19 protein-coding genes and 2 pseudogenes are annotated in these 18,980 nt (G+C 34.4%); 15 read left to right on the forward strand and 6 right to left on the reverse strand.

The window, feature by feature from the left end:
• Positions 1-17: 17 nt before the first annotated feature.
• From I6760_RS12240 to plsY, 12 genes are all read left to right on the forward strand, one after another.
• On the forward strand, positions 18-347 hold the full coding sequence (locus I6760_RS12240) for a hypothetical protein (RefSeq protein WP_196594676.1): 330 nt from the start codon (positions 18-20) through the stop codon (positions 345-347).
• A gap of 17 nt (positions 348-364) precedes the next feature.
• A complete protein-coding gene (locus I6760_RS12245) occupies positions 365-949 on the forward strand; it encodes a DUF6115 domain-containing protein (protein WP_196594677.1) in 585 nt (194 codons plus the stop codon).
• A 109-nt stretch (positions 950-1,058) separates the two neighbouring features.
• Positions 1,059-1,784, forward strand: coding sequence for a pseudouridine synthase (locus I6760_RS12250; RefSeq protein ID WP_196594678.1), 726 nt, complete (start codon positions 1,059-1,061; stop codon positions 1,782-1,784).
• A gap of 2 nt (positions 1,785-1,786) precedes the next feature.
• Positions 1,787-3,019, forward strand: coding sequence for a BaiN/RdsA family NAD(P)/FAD-dependent oxidoreductase (locus I6760_RS12255; RefSeq protein ID WP_196594679.1), 1,233 nt, complete (start codon positions 1,787-1,789; stop codon positions 3,017-3,019).
• Positions 3,020-3,152: 133 nt separating this feature from the next.
• Positions 3,153-4,454 (forward strand): 3-phosphoshikimate 1-carboxyvinyltransferase, encoded by a 1,302-nt coding sequence (gene aroA, locus I6760_RS12260; RefSeq protein ID WP_196594680.1) that lies wholly within the window; start codon positions 3,153-3,155, stop codon positions 4,452-4,454.
• A 26-nt stretch (positions 4,455-4,480) separates the two neighbouring features.
• Positions 4,481-5,140 (forward strand): (d)CMP kinase, encoded by a 660-nt coding sequence (cmk, locus tag I6760_RS12265; RefSeq protein WP_196594681.1) that lies wholly within the window; start codon positions 4,481-4,483, stop codon positions 5,138-5,140.
• 12 nt (positions 5,141-5,152) lie between these two features.
• A complete protein-coding gene (locus I6760_RS12270) occupies positions 5,153-5,752 on the forward strand; it encodes a lysophospholipid acyltransferase family protein (RefSeq protein WP_196594682.1) in 600 nt (199 codons plus the stop codon).
• Positions 5,753-5,802: 50 nt separating this feature from the next.
• The gene (gene ispH, locus I6760_RS12275; RefSeq protein WP_196594683.1) at positions 5,803-6,651 is read left to right on the forward strand and encodes a 4-hydroxy-3-methylbut-2-enyl diphosphate reductase; all 849 of its coding nucleotides are present in this window, start codon (positions 5,803-5,805) and stop codon (positions 6,649-6,651) included.
• Positions 6,636-7,772 carry a 30S ribosomal protein S1 gene (gene rpsA, locus I6760_RS12280; protein ID WP_196594890.1) on the forward strand — a complete coding sequence of 379 codons (1,137 nt, stop codon included), beginning with the start codon at positions 6,636-6,638 and terminating at the stop codon, positions 7,770-7,772. The genes ispH and rpsA overlap by 16 nt, the downstream gene beginning before the upstream one ends.
• A gap of 144 nt (positions 7,773-7,916) precedes the next feature.
• A complete protein-coding gene (locus I6760_RS12285; RefSeq protein WP_196594684.1) occupies positions 7,917-9,299 on the forward strand; it encodes a DUF512 domain-containing protein in 1,383 nt (460 codons plus the stop codon).
• Positions 9,300-9,317: 18 nt separating this feature from the next.
• Complete coding sequence (gene der, locus I6760_RS12290; protein ID WP_196594685.1) at positions 9,318-10,640, forward strand: ribosome biogenesis GTPase Der; 1,323 nt, start codon at positions 9,318-9,320, stop codon at positions 10,638-10,640.
• Positions 10,640-11,251 carry a glycerol-3-phosphate 1-O-acyltransferase PlsY gene (plsY, locus tag I6760_RS12295; RefSeq protein ID WP_196594686.1) on the forward strand — a complete coding sequence of 204 codons (612 nt, stop codon included), beginning with the start codon at positions 10,640-10,642 and terminating at the stop codon, positions 11,249-11,251. Before der ends, plsY begins: the two co-directional genes overlap by 1 nt.
• 54 nt (positions 11,252-11,305) lie before the next feature.
• On the opposite strand, the gene hfq is transcribed toward plsY, so the two are convergent.
• The 3 genes from hfq to I6760_RS12310 are packed head-to-tail and all read right to left on the reverse strand — an operon-like array spanning position 11,306 to position 13,260.
• Positions 11,306-11,554 carry an RNA chaperone Hfq gene (gene hfq / locus I6760_RS12300; RefSeq protein ID WP_196594891.1) on the reverse strand — a complete coding sequence of 83 codons (249 nt, stop codon included), beginning with the start codon at positions 11,552-11,554 and terminating at the stop codon, positions 11,306-11,308.
• A 60-nt stretch (positions 11,555-11,614) separates the two neighbouring features.
• Complete coding sequence (gene miaA, locus I6760_RS12305; RefSeq protein WP_196594687.1) at positions 11,615-12,586, reverse strand: tRNA (adenosine(37)-N6)-dimethylallyltransferase MiaA; 972 nt, start codon at positions 12,584-12,586, stop codon at positions 11,615-11,617.
• A complete protein-coding gene (locus I6760_RS12310; RefSeq protein WP_196594688.1) occupies positions 12,586-13,260 on the reverse strand; it encodes a metal-dependent hydrolase in 675 nt (224 codons plus the stop codon). The genes miaA and I6760_RS12310 overlap by 1 nt, the downstream gene beginning before the upstream one ends.
• Before the next feature lie 124 nt (positions 13,261-13,384).
• Here I6760_RS12310 and I6760_RS12315 point away from each other — a divergent pair, with 124 nt between their 5' ends.
• Positions 13,385-14,098 carry a thiamine diphosphokinase gene (locus I6760_RS12315; protein WP_196594689.1) on the forward strand — a complete coding sequence of 238 codons (714 nt, stop codon included), beginning with the start codon at positions 13,385-13,387 and terminating at the stop codon, positions 14,096-14,098.
• Positions 14,099-14,258: 160 nt separating this feature from the next.
• On the opposite strand, the pseudogene I6760_RS12320 reads toward I6760_RS12315, so the two are convergent.
• Positions 14,259-15,660, reverse strand: a pseudogene (locus tag I6760_RS12320) (aminopeptidase).
• A 374-nt stretch (positions 15,661-16,034) separates the two neighbouring features.
• On the opposite strand from I6760_RS12320, the pseudogene I6760_RS12325 reads away from it, so the two are divergent.
• Positions 16,035-17,440, forward strand: a pseudogene (locus I6760_RS12325) (aminopeptidase).
• 246 nt (positions 17,441-17,686) lie between these two features.
• On the opposite strand, the gene I6760_RS12330 reads toward I6760_RS12325, so the two are convergent.
• Positions 17,687-17,893: a motility associated factor glycosyltransferase family protein gene (locus I6760_RS12330; protein WP_196594690.1), complete on the reverse strand. Its 207-nt coding sequence runs from the start codon at positions 17,891-17,893 to the stop codon at positions 17,687-17,689.
• A 23-nt stretch (positions 17,894-17,916) separates the two neighbouring features.
• Positions 17,917-18,315, reverse strand: coding sequence for a motility associated factor glycosyltransferase family protein (locus I6760_RS12335; RefSeq protein ID WP_196594691.1), 399 nt, complete (start codon positions 18,313-18,315; stop codon positions 17,917-17,919).
• A gap of 123 nt (positions 18,316-18,438) precedes the next feature.
• Here I6760_RS12335 and I6760_RS12340 point away from each other — a divergent pair.
• Positions 18,439-18,980: metal-dependent hydrolase (locus I6760_RS12340; protein WP_196594692.1), on the forward strand; the 542-nt coding region annotated here is incomplete at its 3' end.

Below are 18,980 nucleotides of genomic sequence, written 5' to 3' on the forward strand. Positions count from 1 at the left end.
TTTATGGAGGGGAAAAAATGTCAGTAAATCCTATAGGTAATTTACAGGCGATGCTGCCTAATAGTTCTGAAGTTGGTAAAATGCAAAATAAAATGACTCAGCAGGTCAACGCTGCACAAAACTTTGGTAATGAGAAACTACAGCAAGAATCAGAACAAAAGCAATTACAGGTTCAGGCAAAAGATGAAGTTGAAGATAATAAAATTCGCAATGATGGACAAAAAGATGCCCAAAGTAGAAATGAATTATTTAATAAAAAAAAACCAAAACATCAAACAGCTGACGATGATACTGAAGACAAATTATCAGATGCTATTCGTGGACATAATATTGATATAAAATTATAATGTTTTAGAGGTGTATAATGTTTACGGAAATACTAGGTGTAATAATTATTATTGGCATTATATTTATTTTAATATTACGACATAATACATTAAATGAAAGTGCTAATGATAAGAAAATAAACTCAGGTGCTGTTCATCTGCAAAAAGATTTAGAAAAAACTGGCAATGAAATTTTAGCAAAAATGGATCAAAAAATGGATGAAATGGAATTGTCCATGAATAAACTTGATAAGAAAATTGTCGAATTAAAAAATTATAATGCTTTATTGGCTGAATATGAAAATAAAAATGTATTACAAAAAATGTCCCGCGAGAAAAAAAGTACTGCTGCAACGACTTTTAATTCTGCTTTGACAACAGCAACTAAAAATACTTATGGAGGATCTATTGATATTGTAGCTGGTAATGATAATGAACAGTCAACGGATAAAAAAGAAAATGCTGTAAAGGAAAATGTTTTACAGGATGATTTATCAGAAACAGCGAAAAAAGTTTTTGCCCTTTTAAATCAACATATTGAACCAGGAGAAATAAGTCGCAGGCTCTCTATTGGACGTGGTGCGGTAGATATGATCATACAAATGTACAAAAAAAATAAATAGTTATGCGCAGGACTAATATTTATAGCAATAAGTATTAGTCTTTTTATATCGGAAATTTTCAGAGAAAATTAATTTTTGTATTGCTTAAGATAATAAATGGAGGTATACTTTGGAACGTCTACAAAAATATATAGCGGCCTGTGGTATCGCTTCACGACGCTCTGCAGAAAAACTTATAAGCCAGGGCAGAGTGCGTGTAAATGGGAAAATAATCAATCAGCAGGGTATAACAATAGATCCAAATAATGATACCATTGAATTTGATGGAAAAATAATAAGAGAAACGGGGAAAAAAGTATATATTATGCTCAATAAACCTAAAGGATATATTTCTACTGTAAAAGATGAACATAATAGAAAAACCATCATGGAACTGGTAAAAAATATCACACAAAGAATATTTCCTATAGGCCGGCTGGATTATAATACAGAAGGACTGTTGCTGCTGACGAATGATGGGGAATTAATGCAAAAACTGCTTCATCCCAAGTTTAAAGTTAAAAAAACTTATACTGCCAATATAGAAGGTAAATTGAGCAGTATTGATTTAGGCGAGTTGCGACATGGTATCAAACTAGAAGATGGAATGACCTCTCCCGCAGAAGTAAAAATTATAAATTATAATGAACAAATTGACCGAAGTAAAATTCATATCAGCATACATGAAGGAAGAAATCGCCAAATACGACGCATGTTTGAGACAGTTAATCATCCTGTAATATCCTTGAAACGTATTGAATTTGCCGGATTAAGTTTATATGGATTAAAAAGAGGACAATATCGTTTATTATCGCAGGAGGAATTAGAACAACTGATAAAAGTAATCAGTTTTTAATTATGAAAAAAATATTAGTAATAGGTGCTGGTGCTGCAGGAATAATGGCCGCTATAGAAGCTGCTAAAACAGCTGAGGTTACCTTGGTTGAGCAAAAGGATAAGATCGGGCGTAAATTAATGATTACTGGTAAGGGACGCTGTAATATAACTAATACAGCAGACTTAACAACTTTTATAAAAAATATTCCTGGTAATGGTAAATTTCTGTACAGTGCTTTTAAAAATTTTTTTAATGATGATGTTGTTAAATTTTTTACAACTATTGGGGTTAAAACTAAAGTAGAACGCGGTGGTAGAGTATTTCCTAAAAGTGATAGTGCGTTTGATGTTGTCAATGGCTTAAAAAATAAGCTTTACGACTCTAACATCTCTCTGCTTTTAAATACACGTGTTGCCAGACTAATTTTGAAGGACAATTGTGTCACTGGCATTGAAACATGGGCAGGAAAAATTATATTAGCAGATGCTGTTATATTATGTGCTGGTGGAGCAAGTTATCCCTTGACTGGTTCAGATGGATCTGGCATAAAATTAGCGCAAGAAGTTGGACACACCATTACACCACTGACACCGGCATTAGTGCCTTTAGAAAGCGATGCACCATGGATAAAAGGAATTCAAGGACTTTCCCTAAGAAATGTAAAGTTGAGTGTTTTTACTAACAATAAAAAAAGTGATGAATTATTTGGTGAAATGATGTTTACCCATTTTGGCGTAACAGGTCCTATAATATTATCCGCCAGCAGAGCTATCGCGCTCAATATGAATAAAGGGAAAAAAGTTTACTTATCAGTAAATTTAAAACCAGCACTCAATTCACATCAGGTTGATTTACGAATACAGCGTGATTTTGAAAAATATAAGCATAAACAAGTAAAAAATGCTATGACTGATCTACTACCACATAAATTAATTCCCATTATACTAGATTTATCATATATTGATGCAGAAAAATCAGTCAGCGAAGTAACGAAAAAAGAACGGCGGCAACTTGCGGTAATACTTCAGAATCTTTCATTTGACATTACTAAGACACGTCCATTAGCGGAAGCTATTGTAACTTGCGGCGGCATAAGGGTTAAAGAAATAAATCCCCAAACAATGCAATCAAAACTAGTTAAAAATCTGTATTTTGCCGGAGAAGTCCTGGATATAGACGGCTATACAGGCGGATTTAATCTACAAGCGGCTTTTTCTATGGGATATACTGCTGGACAAATGGCTGTACGCTGACTTTTTCTACTATCATAATCAATCATACATATGGGTTTATACTTGTAAGTAATTGTTTTCTTATAGTATAATGAATAAGTAATAGAGAAAATTTATTCATAGCAAAATAATTTTAATTGAAGGGTAAGTGTACATGACAACTAAATCTATTCAAGCAGCAGTTACAGGTTTACACGGAGAAATAACTGTTCCTGGAGATAAATCTATATCACACCGCAGCATAATGTTTGCCGGATTATGTACTTCACCTGTCCATATTACTAATTTTCTACATGCCCAGGATTGTATGTCAACGGTTACCTGCATGAAAGCGCTTGGTGTTGATATCGTGGAAACAACAAACGGAGATATGAGTGTTTGTGGTAAAGGACTGCACGGTCTGCGAGAAGCAACATCGGTGATTGATGCAGGTAATTCGGGAACTACTCTGAGGCTAATGATGGGAATATTATCGGGGCAAAAATTTTTGACTACATTTACTGGTGATTCTTCGTTGAGTAAAAGACCTATGGATCGCGTAATAAAACCTTTGGCAAAAATGGGGGCCCATATTGTCGGCAGAAGGGGAAATACCTTACTCCCCATAACTGTAATACCACAGACAAATAAATTGATTGGTCTGGAATATGAAATGCCCATGGCCAGTGCCCAAGTAAAATCGGCAATTTTACTGGCCGGCCTTTACGCCAAAGGTACAACTACTATAACAGAACCATATCCTTCCCGTAATCATACTGAAAAAATGTTATCAGCTTTTGGTGCAGATATAAATTCAAGCGGCAATAACATAAAAATTAATCCAATTCAAGAACTTACTGCCCCCCAGCATATTGAGGTTCCTGGTGATATAAGTTCTGCTGCATATTGGTTTGTCGCTGGATCAATTATAAAAAATAGTGATATCCTTATAAAAAATGTTGGCATTAATGAAACACGAACTGGCATTATCGATGTACTTAAAAAAATGGGAGCAAATATAGAAATTTTAAATTTACGCCGAACAGGAGGAGAACCTTTTGCTGATGTGCGGGTAAAATCTGCTAAGCTGCACGGAATAGACATTAAAGCAACTATAATTCCTCGCCTTATTGATGAAATTCCTGTGATTGTAGTAGCTGCAATATTAGCAGATGGTATCACTACAATAAGTGGTGCCCAGGAGCTACGTGTAAAAGAAAGTGATCGTATAAAGACAGTTTATAATGAATTCAGTAAGCTATCAACAAATATTACAGAAAAAAAGGACGGCTTTATAATAAAGGGCAATGGCTCCTTAAAATATGCTGAATGCAATTCTCATAATGACCATCGCATTGCGATGTCACTTGCAATAGCAGGAGCTGCTGGCAGCGGCATAAATATAGATAAAGCAGAATGTGTAGATATATCTTATCCTGAATTTTATAAAACACTTCATAATCTAACTAATAAGTAAAATTTATGATTATAAAGGGGAAAAAGATGAAAAAAATAATTGCCATTGATGGTCCAGCTGGAGCTGGCAAAAGTACTGTTGCGCAAATGACTGCTGATTACCTGGGATATACATATATAGATACCGGCTCTATGTATAGAGCTGTTGCCTGGAAAGTTTTGCAGCATGTTCCAATAGATAAGCTGACTGATAATGATATAATAAATACAGTAAAAAAAATAAATGTCCGATTATCTTACAAAAATAATAAGACAGAAGTATATGTAAATGGACAGGAAATTTCTAGTGAGCTTAAAACTCCCGCAGTTAATAAAATAGTATCACAAGTGGCAAAATTAAGATCAGTACGAGAAAAAATGGTATATCTGCAACGCTTAATGGCTAGAAATGGAGCTGTTGTAATGGATGGTCGTGATATTGCCAGCAATGTACTACCAAATGCTGATTTAAAAATATTTTTAACGGCCTCTGTTCAAGAAAGAGCCAACAGACGCTTTCAGGAAATGCAGAAAAAAGGCTATAATTTAAGTCTGGAAGAATTAAAAAAGGATATTGTAAAGCGTGACAAAATGGACAGTGAAAGAACTATTGCACCATTAATCAAAACAAGTGATGCTGTTTTGATAGATACTACTGGCATGACAATTGACGCCGTTGTTGCCAAAATATTAGAATTATCCTTATAGGAGATGCAAACAATGGAATTAGGCTATAGATTTTTACATGCTTTTTTTTATCTCTTATATACCGTATTATTTTCAGCTAAAGCTTATAATGTAAAAAATGTTCCAGAAAAAGGAGGCGTGATAATTGCTGCTAACCACCTTAGTAACTGGGATCCGATGCTTATAAGCTGTTTTCTAAACAGATGTGTTGGCTATATGGCAAAAGAGGAATTATTTAAAATACCAATTCTTGGTACTATGCTAAAGGTATTACATTCGTTTCCCATCCACAGAGGAACTTTTGATAGACGGGCCATCAGAGTTGCTATCAATAAACTGCATACAGGTGAGTGTATGGGAGTTTTCCCTGAAGGACATAGAAGCAAAGATGGGAAACTTCAGCGTGCTGCTTCAGGTGTTGCACTGATTGCTGCAAAATCAGGCGTACCTGTAATACCAACAGCCGTTATAAATACTAATAGAATATTTAAAAGTTTTTGTCCTGCGCTAAAAGTAATATATGGCGAACCGCTTTATTACAAGGAAAATTCGATTGACAAGGCAGCGCTGCAAAGATTTACTAACAAAATCATGCAGCGAATTCAAGATTTGCTAAATTCTTACAAGACATAGGGGAATTTTTATGTTATACTATGGAAGATAATAATATTAATGGTGGAAATATGGATATAATATTAGCAGATTATCTAGGATTCTGTTACGGGGTAAAAAGAGCAATAAAACTTGCCCGTGAACAGGCTGGAAAGGATAAACAGGTTGTTACGCTGGGTCCTATTATACATAACCCTCAAATGGTAAAACAATTGGCTGACGAGGGTATTGGATTAGTCAATAGTCTTGATGAAATAGACAAGGGCACTGTTATTATAAGATCTCATGGTGTAGGACCATCTGTTTATAAAAGAGCTTCGGAAAAAGGACTCAGGATAATTGACGCTACATGTCCTCATGTAAAGAAAGCGCAAATGTCCGCAAAAACCCTAGCAGAAGAAGGGTATTTTGTTGTCATAATAGGAGAGAAGGCTCATCCTGAGGTTAAAAGTATAGTTGAATGGTCAGGCAGAAGTGCCGTAGTAATAGAAGATGTCCATGAAGCCGAAAAGCTTCACTTTGTAAGAAAACTAGGCATAGTTGCTCAGACCACTTTTTCCCGCGGAAAATTTAAACAGCTCGTGGATATATTAATTGATAAATCTAATGACATAAAAGTGCTGCGTACTATATGCACTGCTACCGAACAACGCCAGGCAGCAGCCGAAGAACTGGCTATGAAAGTAGATATGATGCTTGTTATCGGTGGCAAAAATAGTGCCAATACAACACGTCTGGCTAGTTTATGTGCTAAAAAATGTCCTACTTACCATATTGAAACAGCTGACGAACTAAAGGATAACTGGTTTCACCATATAGAAAAAATTGGTGTGACAGCAGGAGCTTCTACGCCTGACTGGCTCATCAGGGAGGTATATAGAAAGTGCAAGAACAAGAACAAGACATGCAAAGTCTATTAGACCAAGGAGTAATGAAAGACTTTGTCGAAAATGAAATAATAAAGGGAACCGTTATAATGGTCGATCGTGACTCAGCTTATGTTGATGTTGGATATAAACAGGAAATCCCAATCCCTAATAAGGAATTGGCTTTTCCAACACCGGAAAATGCATCTGATGTTGTAAGTGTAGGGGATACGATTGATGTTTATATTGTTTATATCGGTGGAGAAAACGGCATGGTTTTATCCAAACGCCGTGCTGATGAAATGGTCGCATGGGATGATGCTAAAAAAGTCTATGATGAAAAAGCATCTGTTCCTATCAAGATCACAAAACTGATAAAAGGCGGTTTGCTCGTTTCTTTTTCAGGCCTTAGAGGTTTCTTGCCAGCATCGCAGATTGAATTACATTTTATCCGTGACCTTTCTAGTTATGTTGGCAAGGAATTACAAGCCCGCATAATTGAAATAGATAGTAAAAAACAGCGGCTAATCTTTTCCCATCGTGTTCTTCTAGAAGAAGAACGTGCTGCAAAACAGTCTGAACTTCTTGAATCATTAAAAGTTGGTGAAATCCGAAAGGGAAAAGTAAAACGTGTTGTTGACTACGGTGCTTTCATAGATTTAGGCGGTATGGATGGTTTAGTTCATATATCTGATTTGTCATGGGATCATGTAAAACATCCTTCTGATGTCATCACTGCCGGAGATGAAGTAGATGTTCTTGTAAAGAATTTTGATCCTGAAACCAAGCGCATTTCTTTGAGCATAAAGGATACTACTACTGATCCATGGTATGATAAAATTGACAAATATTCTGTGGGTAGCTATGTAGTCGGTAAAATTGTCAAATTGACTGATTTTGGTGCTTTTATGCAATTAGAAGAAGGGCTTGACGGCTTAATTCGCACTCGTGAGCTTTCAGAAAAACATGTTAAAAAAGCTGATGAAGTAGTAAAAGTCGGCGATGAAATAAAAGTAAAAATTATTCATATTGATAAAGAACATAAAAAAATTGCTCTTAGTATTGCTAGAGTTAAACAGGATGCCGATAAAGCCCAGTTTGATGAATATCAAAAAGAACAGTCAAAACAGGAACAACCTAATACTGTTGCTGATAATGTTCAGGAAAAAGAATAAATTTTACGATATTTCCTGTTTTTTTAGTTTTATAGATTATTATAGGATATCTAAGTATTTTATACTAAAAGGAGTGATGCCGTGTGACATTACTCCTTTTAGTCGTTTTTTAATTAGATGGCTGGTTTTTAAGGGAGTTTGTTAATGTCTTACAGTGGTAAAATAATAAAGGTAAATAAAAACAGTTTAGGGGAAGAGCTTGGTATCAAATCAGGAGATTTGTTATTAGCAGTAAATGGTCAGAAATTAATTGATATAATTGACTTAAGCTTTGCTCTTGCTGATGAGGAAATTGAACTTTTAATAGAACATACTGATGGTAATCAGGAAATTATAGCTTTTGATAAGGACTATGATGAAGAATTAGGTGTCGAATTCGAATCAGCAGTGTTCAATGGAATACGACGCTGCGGCAATAAATGCTGTTTTTGCTTTGTTGATCAAGTTGCTCCTAATATGCGGTCGAGTCTATCTGTTAAAGATGATGATTACCGAATGTCTTTTTTATATGGTAATTTTGTCACTATGACTAATATGGGAATAAAAGATTTTGAACGAATTCAAAAATTACATTTGTCGCCATTATATTTATCTATCCATACCACTAATCCAAAACTTCGTATTTCTATGATGAAGAGCAAACGTGCTGGAGAAATACTTAATCAGCTAGATAAATTAGACGCAATGGATATAAAATATCATACGCAAGTAGTTTTATGTCCAGGAATAAATGATGGGTCAGAATTAGATAGAACTATTACTGATATTGATAAACATTCTGATAATGCCCTTAGTATAGCAATTGTTCCTGTAGGATTGACTAAATACAGGGATGGTTGCTATCCATTGCAGACATTTACAAAAGATACTGCTTTAACAGTGATAAAACAGGTAGAAAAATGGCAGAATTATTTCCGGGAAAAGAAAGGCTGTACTTTTGTTTATTTGAGTGATGAATTTTATCTTACTGCTGATTATCCGTTGCCTCAAAGCATTAATTATGATGGTTTTCCCCAATTGGATAATGGTATAGGTTTAAGCAGAAATTTTATAGATGAATGGGAAAAGGCCACCCAAAATTATTCTCCTGTAAAAAAATATTATAAGGACCAATTACATCTGACTATAGTCTGCGGTAAATCAGCTGAAAAAGTATTATCACCATTGCTCAACAGTTTCAAAATAGATAATTTATATATTAATACCTTAGCAATAATAAATAATTTTTTTGGTCCTGCTGTTACAGTAACTGGATTACTTACCGGGCAGGATATTTTAACTGCTTTGCAGAAACAGGAAAATTCTTGTGATGGGGTAATTTTACCTTCATCAGCTTTGCGCACAGGAGAAAATATTTTTTTAGATGATTATTCATTGGAAGAACTACAAAAAAAGTATCCCCACGAAATAAAAGTGGCTGCAGATGCCAAAACATTATATGAATTATTGACAAAATGGCATAATACTAAAAGCATCGTTAAAAAAGATATTTATACATGGCAGAGTAATGCTGCTTATACAAAATAAAAGGTAGGTGCATAGAACTTGAGTAAACCCATAGTTGCAATAGTTGGCCGACCTAATGTCGGTAAATCAACCTTGTTTAATCAAATAGGGAAAAAGCGTGTTTCTATAGTTGAAGATTTTCCAGGGGTTACACGTGACAGAATCTATATGGATGCAGAATGGCTTGATAAAAAGTTCACCATAATTGATACTGGTGGTATAGAACTTGAAGGACAAGACACGATATTATCTTCTATTAGGATACAAGCCCAATTAGCTATAGAGGAAGCTGATGTTATAGTTTTTTTGACTGATGGACGTGCTGGTATGACTAATACTGACGAAGAAATAGCACGAATTTTACGCAATACACGGAAACCTGTAATTCTTGCAGTAAATAAAATTGATACTCCTAAACAAGCTCTTGATATTTACGAATTTTATAATTTAGGATTAGGTGAACCTACGGCAATTGGTGCATCTAATGCTTTGAATATTGGCGATCTACTGGACCGTATAGCTGAAGCTTTTGGTAAAATTGAAATTATAGAAGAAGACCCGGATGAAATACACATAGCAGTAATAGGAAGACCTAATGTAGGGAAATCATCACTAGTCAATGCTATGTTAGGAGAAGACCGAGTTATCGTAAGCAATATTCCAGGAACTACACGTGATGCTATAGATACACATTTTGTCAAGGATGATATAAAATATACTTTGATTGATACTGCCGGTATGCGCCGTAAGGGTAAAATCGATGAGCCTATAGAGCGCTATAGTGTTATAAGAGCCCTTAGGGCTGTAGATCGTAGCAATGTAGTACTAATGGTAATAAGTGCACCCGAAGGAGTTACTGAACAGGATAAGAAAATAGCAGGCTATGCCCACGAATCAGGTAAAGGCTGCATAATTGTTGTCAATAAGTGGGATTTAATAAAAAAAGATTCAAAAACACCACTGCGTTTTACCGAAGATATTCGTGATGGACTTGGTTTTTTACAATATGCACCCATTATATATATTTCTGCGCTTACCCGCCAAAGAATACATCGGATACCAGAACTTGTAAAATATGTAGCAGAACAGCAAAATATGCGTATTCAGACAAGTGTCCTTAATCAGCTTATAATGGATGCTTTATCTGTTAATCCTCCGCCATCACATAAGGGTAAACAATTAAAGATATTTTTTATGACGCAGGCTGATGTAAATCCACCTAAATTTATAATTTTTGTCAATGATCCAGAACTCATGCATTTTTCCTATGTTCGTTTTATTGAAAATAAACTGCGTGAAAGTTTTGGCTTTGAGGGTACACCTCTGCGTTTGATAGTGAAAGGGAGAAAGGAAGAAGAGTAATGAGCTATCTTTCTACTTTGATCATAGGATATTTTATTGGAGCCATTCCTAATGGACTCATTATAGGTAAATTAATCTGGCACACTGATTTGCGCCAACATGGGAGCCATAATATAGGTGCCACTAATGCATGGAGGACATTGGGAAAAAAAGCAGGAATTTCTATATTTTTGCTGGATTTTTTTAAGGGTGTACTAGGTGTACTGACTGCTGTCATTGTAAGTAATTACAACATGATCGAGCCAACACCTTTTTTGCTTATCCTGGGTGGTATCATGGCTATTATTGGGCATTCCTGTTCCATTTTTCTTTTATTCAAAGGAGGAAAAGGTGTAGCAACTGGACTTGGCGTTATAGCAATGCTCATGCCCAAAGCTGCTTTATGCGTATTCATATTATGGTTCATAATTGTACTGTTTACACATTATGTTTCTCTGGCCTCTATAGTTGCCGCTGTATCAGTTCCCTTGCAAGCATATTATTGGGATAAATCATGGCAATATATTATTTTTGGTATTTTAGCAGCTGCATTTGTAGTTTACAGACATCATGAAAATATTCAGCGGCTAATAAATGGAACAGAAACAAAAATAAATTTTCATGGTCGATAAAAAAGGAGTATCGCACTGATTATAAGGCGATACTCCTTTTTATTAAATTAATTATTAATCAACAATTTTCTTCTCGCTCGCAGCGGCCATTGTCAAAGTATGTGCTGGAGTAATTGTTGATATAGCATGTTTATATACCAGCTGTTGTTTTCCATTACTGTCTAAAATAACCGTGAAGTTATCAAACCCTGTAACATTACCGCGTAATTGAAACCCATTTACAAGATAAATGGTAACACTTATATTTTCTTTACGTGCCTGATTTAAAAAAGCATCTTGCAGATTAATAGCCTTCACAAAAATTTCCTCCTCGATTTTGTTGTATATGATAAAATTAATATATATTATATTTTTAATAAAAATCTATTTATCTTCAAATTTTTTTATTATAAATTCATAGACTTTTTTCCATAATAGTTCTGATGAGATTTTATCAACTTCAAACCATTTGATATAAGGCATTTTTTTATACCAGGTAAGCTGTCTTTTAGCAAAATGCCGTGTAGCTTTTTTTATATCATCAATAGCTTCCGGCAAAGTAATTTTATGTTCTAAGTAAGTGGTAAGCTGACGATAGCCTATTGCCTGCATCGCATGACAAGAAGGATGTACACCGCCTTTCAGTAAAGATGCCACTTCATTTACCCAACCATCCTTTATCATTAAATCCACGCGTTCATTAATACGCGCGTATAGATTATCACGGTTGCGGTTCAAGCCAATAACTGCAGCATCATACAATAACTCATTATTGGTGAATGATTTTTTATGGGAAATTTTATCTTTATTGTATTTATATACTTCCAGCGCACGTATTATTCTGCGAAAGTTATTAATATGCAATCGCTGTGCTGTTTCAGGATCTACTTTTTTTAATAAATTTAATACATATTCTCGACCATATTTTTTCGCTATAGTTTCCAGATATGATCGATATTCAGGATCTTCTGGAGCTGTATTAAACTGATATCCTTCTACTAGTGATTTTATATAAAGACCTGTACCGCCAGCAATCACAGGAATAATATTTTTTTTATTTAATTCAGTTATTATAATTTTGGCTCTAGTACAAAATTTAGTCACATCAAACGATTCTTCCGGCGATAATATATTAACTAAATGGTGTCTTACACGTGTAAGTTCTTCTGGAACTGGTTTTGCTGTTCCAATATTAAAATTTTTGTACACCAGCATAGAATCACCTGAAATTATTTCTGCCTTTAAATTTTGTGCCAATTTTAAACTTAATTCAGTTTTTCCTACTGCTGTTGGGCCAAGTATAATAACAACTTTTTCTTTGTATCTGTTATTTGATAAATTGAGGATTTTTGTCATTATTTACTTAAATCCAATGATTCACCTGGTTTTACTATATGAACTTTAACAGCAGCAATACTTTCTGCTGTCTGCTTGAAAATTTTGGGGTCCTGTTTTATTACCGGCCATGTGTTATAATGAACAGGAATAACATTATGCGCTTTTAAAAACTGAACTGCACGAGCAGCGTCTTCATTGCCCATCGTGAAATTGTCACCAATAGGCAAAATAGCATAATCTATCCGTTCTTTTGCACCTATAATCTGCATGTCGGAAAAAAGAGCAGTATCACCTGAATAATAAACTGTAGGCCCGTTTTTAAATTTTATTACGAAGCCACAGGCAAGACCTCCGGCAACACCACTGCTATGAATTGCCATAGTCATTCTGATCCAGCCAAAGGAAAAACTTAATGATCCGCCAATATTCATCGGTTGTACTTTCTTTATACTACTGCATAAAGCTAGGACTTCAGGAATTGCTACAATTACAGCCCCATTTTTTTTAGCAATAAGTTCAGCATCTCCTAAATGATCAAAATGGGCATGACTGACAAGTATATAATCACAGGAAATTTCCTTTGGTTTTATATCTGTCAAGGGATTTTCCTTGAAAAAGGGATCTACTAGAATAATTTCTTTACCTGTATTTAAAGAAAAACAAGAATGTCCATAAAAATTAAATTTAATCATAAAAATCCTCCATTCTGTCACAAAATATCTATATCTAATAGTATATAATTATACAAAAAATTTAAAAGTCCTGCTAATTTAATAATAATTATCAATAAACATTTAATTTATTTGAGGCGATATTATGTCTTACAAAATATTTTTACCCCAGCTGGCTGTAACTTTACATAAGGATAGGGAAATAACCACAAAAATTTTACTCATTACAGGTGGTCGAACCCCTGATACCGCATGGCTTAAAAGAACTGCTAATCAAAGGATTATCTATTGTGCCGATCACGGTCTTGATATATGCATTGATGCAGGGTTGATCCCTGATTATATATTAGGTGATGGTGACAGTGTCGATAGTTTAAATTGGCAATGGGCAGAATCTATAGGCATTCCTGTAGATAAATATCCCTCTGCCAAAAATTTTACTGATACACAGTTGGCACTTGAGCAAATAAATCAAAAATATCCACAGTCAGATATTATCATCACCGGAATGTTTGGCGGTCGATTTGATCATTTATATAGTAGTATTTTTTCTGCAGCAGCAGTTTTGACCGAAAGTAATGTTATCTGCGCTGCTGATGATAAAGAAATACTTATTTACCTCAAAGCAGAATCAGCTGTTTTAAAATGTGAGAAAATACCGGAAAGCATTTCTTTACTACCCTTAGAAGAGAAGTGTCACGATGTCAGTATAAATAATGTCAAATGGCCTTTAGACAAAGTTATTTTGAAACAAAAAACACCTTACGCAATAAGCAATGTTCTAAAAAATGACAATAAAATAAAAGTAAAAACAGGACGAGGCATACTAGGTGTATATTTTTACTGGCCTAACAATTGAATAAACAAGAGACCGCTGCATATAATAAATGATTAAATAAATAACAGTTTCTTTTGATATCTTGTCAGAAGAATTCGGTACTCGTCAAAATGAATTACTGAATACCTGCATATTTATAAAAGCAATATATGCGGCAGCCCCCTTAATTTTGGTTATTTCATTATGCTTCTATTAAAAAAGCACAATAACCCTTCTTAGTTTCATACACATCAATTTTACTTGTTACTTCCCACGGTGCATGCATATTAAGAACAGCGACACCACTGTCAATTACCTGCATTCCGTATAAAGCCATGATATAGGCAATAGTTCCTCCACCGCCTAAGTCAACACGGCCGAGTTCTGAAAATTGAATATTAACATTATGTTTATCCATCATAGCACGTATTTCACCTAAATATTCTGCATTAGCATCATTAGAACCAGATTTTCCCCGTGAACCAGTAAATTTATTAAAAGCCATTCCTTTACCAAGATAAGCTACATTTTTTTGTCAAAGGAAGAAGCATAAAGGGCATCATAACCTGACGTTACATCAGAAGAAAGCATTTTAGAATTAGCCAGACAACGCCGCATATTCAATTCATTATATGTACCCAATAAATTCATTACTTCAGCTAAAGCATTTTCGAAAAATTTTGATTGCATACCCGTAGCACCAACACTGCCTATTTCTTCTTTATCTACCAGCAAACAGCAGGCAGTTTTTTTAGTATTCTTAGTTTCCAACATTGCGACTAAAGAAGTGTATGCACATACTCTGTCGTCCTGTCCATAAGAAATTATCATGCTGCGGTCAAAACCTAATTCTCTCGCTCCTCCGGCTGGTACGATTTCTAATTCGGCTGATAATAGATCATCTTCTTCAATATCATAGGTCGATTTTAATAATTTAAGCACATTTTCCTTCACAGCTTCTTTTTCTTCACCTTTTAAAGGTAGAGAACCGACTAGTAGATCCAATGACTCACCGGAAACAGCATCACTGGCAGTCTTCTTCATTTGATCCTGGGCGAGATGGATCAATAAATCAGTTACACAGAAAACAGGATCAGTTTCTTTTTCACCTATGGTAATATCTATTATTTTACCATCCTTTTTTACAACTACACCATGGATAGCTAGAGGAATCGTTACCCATTGATATTTTTTAATGCCTCCATAATAATGGGTATCCATATATGCTAGCCCACCATCTTCATAAAGTGGATTTTGTTTTATGTCAAGTCGTGGACTGTCAATATGTGCCCCTAATATGGACATACCACTTTCTAATGGTTCACTGCCAATATTAAACATAACAACTGATTTTTTCATGCATATAGCATAAACTTTATCTCCAGTATGGATACTACCCTTACTATCAATTATTGTCTGTATATTTTTATAACCACTTTCTTCTGCTTGGCGGATTATTTCTTCTACACATCTACGTTCGGTTTTCCCGACAGTTAAAAATTTGCGATAATTATCGCAAAGAATTTGTAAATCTCCTTTTTCTTTTTTGGTATTTTTTCCCAAACTGACTTTTTATCATCTTTTTTACTTTTTTCTTTAGCCATATATATCACTCCTGTTTTTAATAGATATAATCCTAATATATAATAAATTGTGTTGTCAATATAGAAATAGCAACTCATTCACAAGATTTATTATACTATTCATAAACATATATAGCAATTGATAAGGTTAATATATTCATAATCTAATACCTTCTATTTTGCTATGCATTTATACGCTAATATAAATATAGTATATTAGCGTAAAATGCATAGCAAAATAGAAGGTATTAGATTATGAATATATTAACCTTTATCAATTGCTATATATGTTTATGAATAGTATAATAAATCTTGTGAATGAGTTGCTATTTCTATATTGACAACACAATTTATTATATATTAGGATTATATCTATTAAAACAGGAGTGATATATATGGCTAAAGAAAAAAGTAAAAAAGATGATAAAAAGTCAGTTTGGGAAAAATACACCAAAAAAGAAAAAGGAGATTTACAAATTCTTTGCGATAATTATCGCAAATTTTTAACTGTCGGGAAAACCGAACGTAGATGTGTAGAAGAAATAATCCGCCAAGCAGAAGAAAGTGGTTATAAAAATATACAGACAATAATTGATAGTAAGGGTAGTATCCATACTGGAGATAAAGTTTATGCTATATGCATGAAAAAATCAGTTGTTATGTTTAATATTGGCAGTGAACCATTAGAAAGTGGTATGTCCATATTAGGGGCACATATTGACAGTCCACGACTTGACATAAAACAAAATCCACTTTATGAAGATGGTGGGCTAGCATATATGGATACCCATTATTATGGAGGCATTAAAAAATATCAATGGGTAACGATTCCTCTAGCTATCCCATGGTGTAGTTGTAAAAAAGGATGGTAAAATAATAGATATTACCATAGGTGAAAAAGAAACTGATCCTGTTTTCTGTGTAACTGATTTATTGATCCATCTCGCCCAGGATCAAATGAAGAAGACTGCCAGTGATGCTGTTTCCGGTGAGTCATTGGATCTACTAGTCGGTTCTCTACCTTTAAAAGGTGAAGAAAAAGAAGCTGTGAAGGAAAATGTGCTTAAATTATTAAAATCGACCTATGATATTGAAGAAGATGATCTATTATCAGCCGAATTAGAAATCGTACCAGCCGGAGGAGCGAGAGAATTAGGTTTTGACCGCAGCATGATAATTTCTTATGGACAGGACGACAGAGTATGTGCATACACTTCTTTAGTCGCAATGTTGGAAACTAAGAATACTAAAAAAACTGCCTGCTGTTTGCTGGTAGATAAAAAGAAGAAATAGGCAGTGTTGGTGCTACGGGTATGCAATCAAAATTTTTCGAAAATGCTTTAGCTGAAGTAATGAATTTATTGGGTACATATAATGAATTGAATATGCGGCGTTGTCTGGCTAATTCTAAAATGCTTTCTTCTGATGTAACGTCAGGTTATGATGCCCTTTATGCTTCTTCCTTTGACAAAAAAAATGTAGCTTATCTTGGTAAAGGAATGGCTTTTAATAAATTTACTGGTTCACGGGGAAAATCTGGTTCTAATGATGCTAATGCAGAATATTTAGGTGAAATACGTGCTATGATGGATAAACATAATGTTAATATTCAATTTTCAGAACTCGGCCGTGTTGACTTAGGCGGTGGAGGAACTATGCCTATATCATGGCTTTATACGGAATGCAGGTAATTGACAGTGGTGTCGCTGTTCTTAATATGCATGCACCGTGGGAAGTAACAAGTAAAATTGATGTGTATGAAACTAAGAAGGGTTATTGTGCTTTTTTAATAGAAGCATAATGAAATAACCAAAATTAAGGGGGCTGCCGCATATATTGCTTTTATAAATATGCAGGTATTCAGTAATTCATTTTGACGAGTACCGAATTCTTCTGACAAGATATCAAAAGAAACTGTTATTTATTTAATCATTTATTATATGCAGCGGTCTCTTGTTTATTCAATTGTTAGGCCAGTAAAAATATACACCTAGTATGCCTCGTCCTGTTTTTACTTTTATTTTATTGTCATTTTTTAGAACATTGCTTATTGCGTAAGGGTTTTTTGTTTCAAAATAACTTTGTCTAAAGGCCATTTGACATTATTTATACTGACATCGTGACACTTCTCTTCTAAGGGTAGTAAAGAAATGCTTTCCGGTATTTTCTCACATTTTAAAACAGCTGATTCTGCTTTGAGGTAAATAAGTATTTCTTTATCATCAGCAGCGCAGATAACATTACTTTCGGTCAAAACTGCTGCTGCAGAAAAAAATACTAATATAAATGATCAAATCGACCGCCAAACATTCCGGTGATGATAATATCTGACTGTGGATATTTTTGATTTATTTGCTCAAGTGCCAACTGTGTATGTATCAGTAAATTTTTGGCAGAGGGATATTTATCTACAGGAATGCCTATAGATTCTGCCCATTGCCAATTTAAACTATCGACACTGTCACCATCACCTAATATATAATCAGGGATCAACCCTGCATCAATGCATATATCAAGACCGTGATCGGCACAATAGATAATCCTTTGATTAGCAGTTCTTTTAAGCCATGCGGTATCAGGGGTTCGACCACCTGTAATGAGTAAAATTTTTGTGGTTATTTCCCTATCCTTATGTAAAGTTACAGCCAGCTGGGGTAAAAATATTTTGTAAGACATAATATCGCCTCAAATAAATTAAATGTTTATTGATATTATTATTAAATTAGCAGGACTTTTAAATTTTTTGTATAATTATATACTATTAGATATAGATATTTTGTGACAGAATGGAGGATTTTTATGATTAAATTTAATTTTTATGGACATTCTTGTTTTTCTTTAAATACAGGTAAAGAAATTATTCTAGTAGATCCCTTTTTCAAGGAAAATCCCTTGACAGATATAAAACCAAAGGAAATTTCCTGTGATTATATACTTGTCAGTCATGCCCATTTTGATCATTTAGGAGATGCTGAACTTATTGCTAAAAAAAATGGGGCTGTAATTGTAGCAATTCCTGAAGTCCTAGCTTTATGCAGTAGTATAAAGAAAGTACAACCGATGAATATTGGCGGATCATTAAGTTTTTCCTTTGGCTGGATCAGAATGACTATGGCAATTCATAGCAGTGGTGTTGCCGGAGGTCTTGCCTGTGGCTTCGTAATAAAATTTAAAAACGGGCCTACAGTTTATTATTCAGGTGATACTGCTCTTTTTTCCGACATGCAGATTATAGGTGCAAAAGAACGGATAGATTATGCTATTTTGCCTATTGGTGACAATTTCACGATGGGCAATGAAGACGCTGCTCGTGCAGTTCAGTTTTTAAAAGCGCATAATGT

The sequence above is a fragment of the Pectinatus sottacetonis genome, assembly GCF_015732155.1.
Taxonomy (GTDB): domain Bacteria; phylum Bacillota; class Negativicutes; order Selenomonadales; family Selenomonadaceae; genus Pectinatus; species Pectinatus sottacetonis.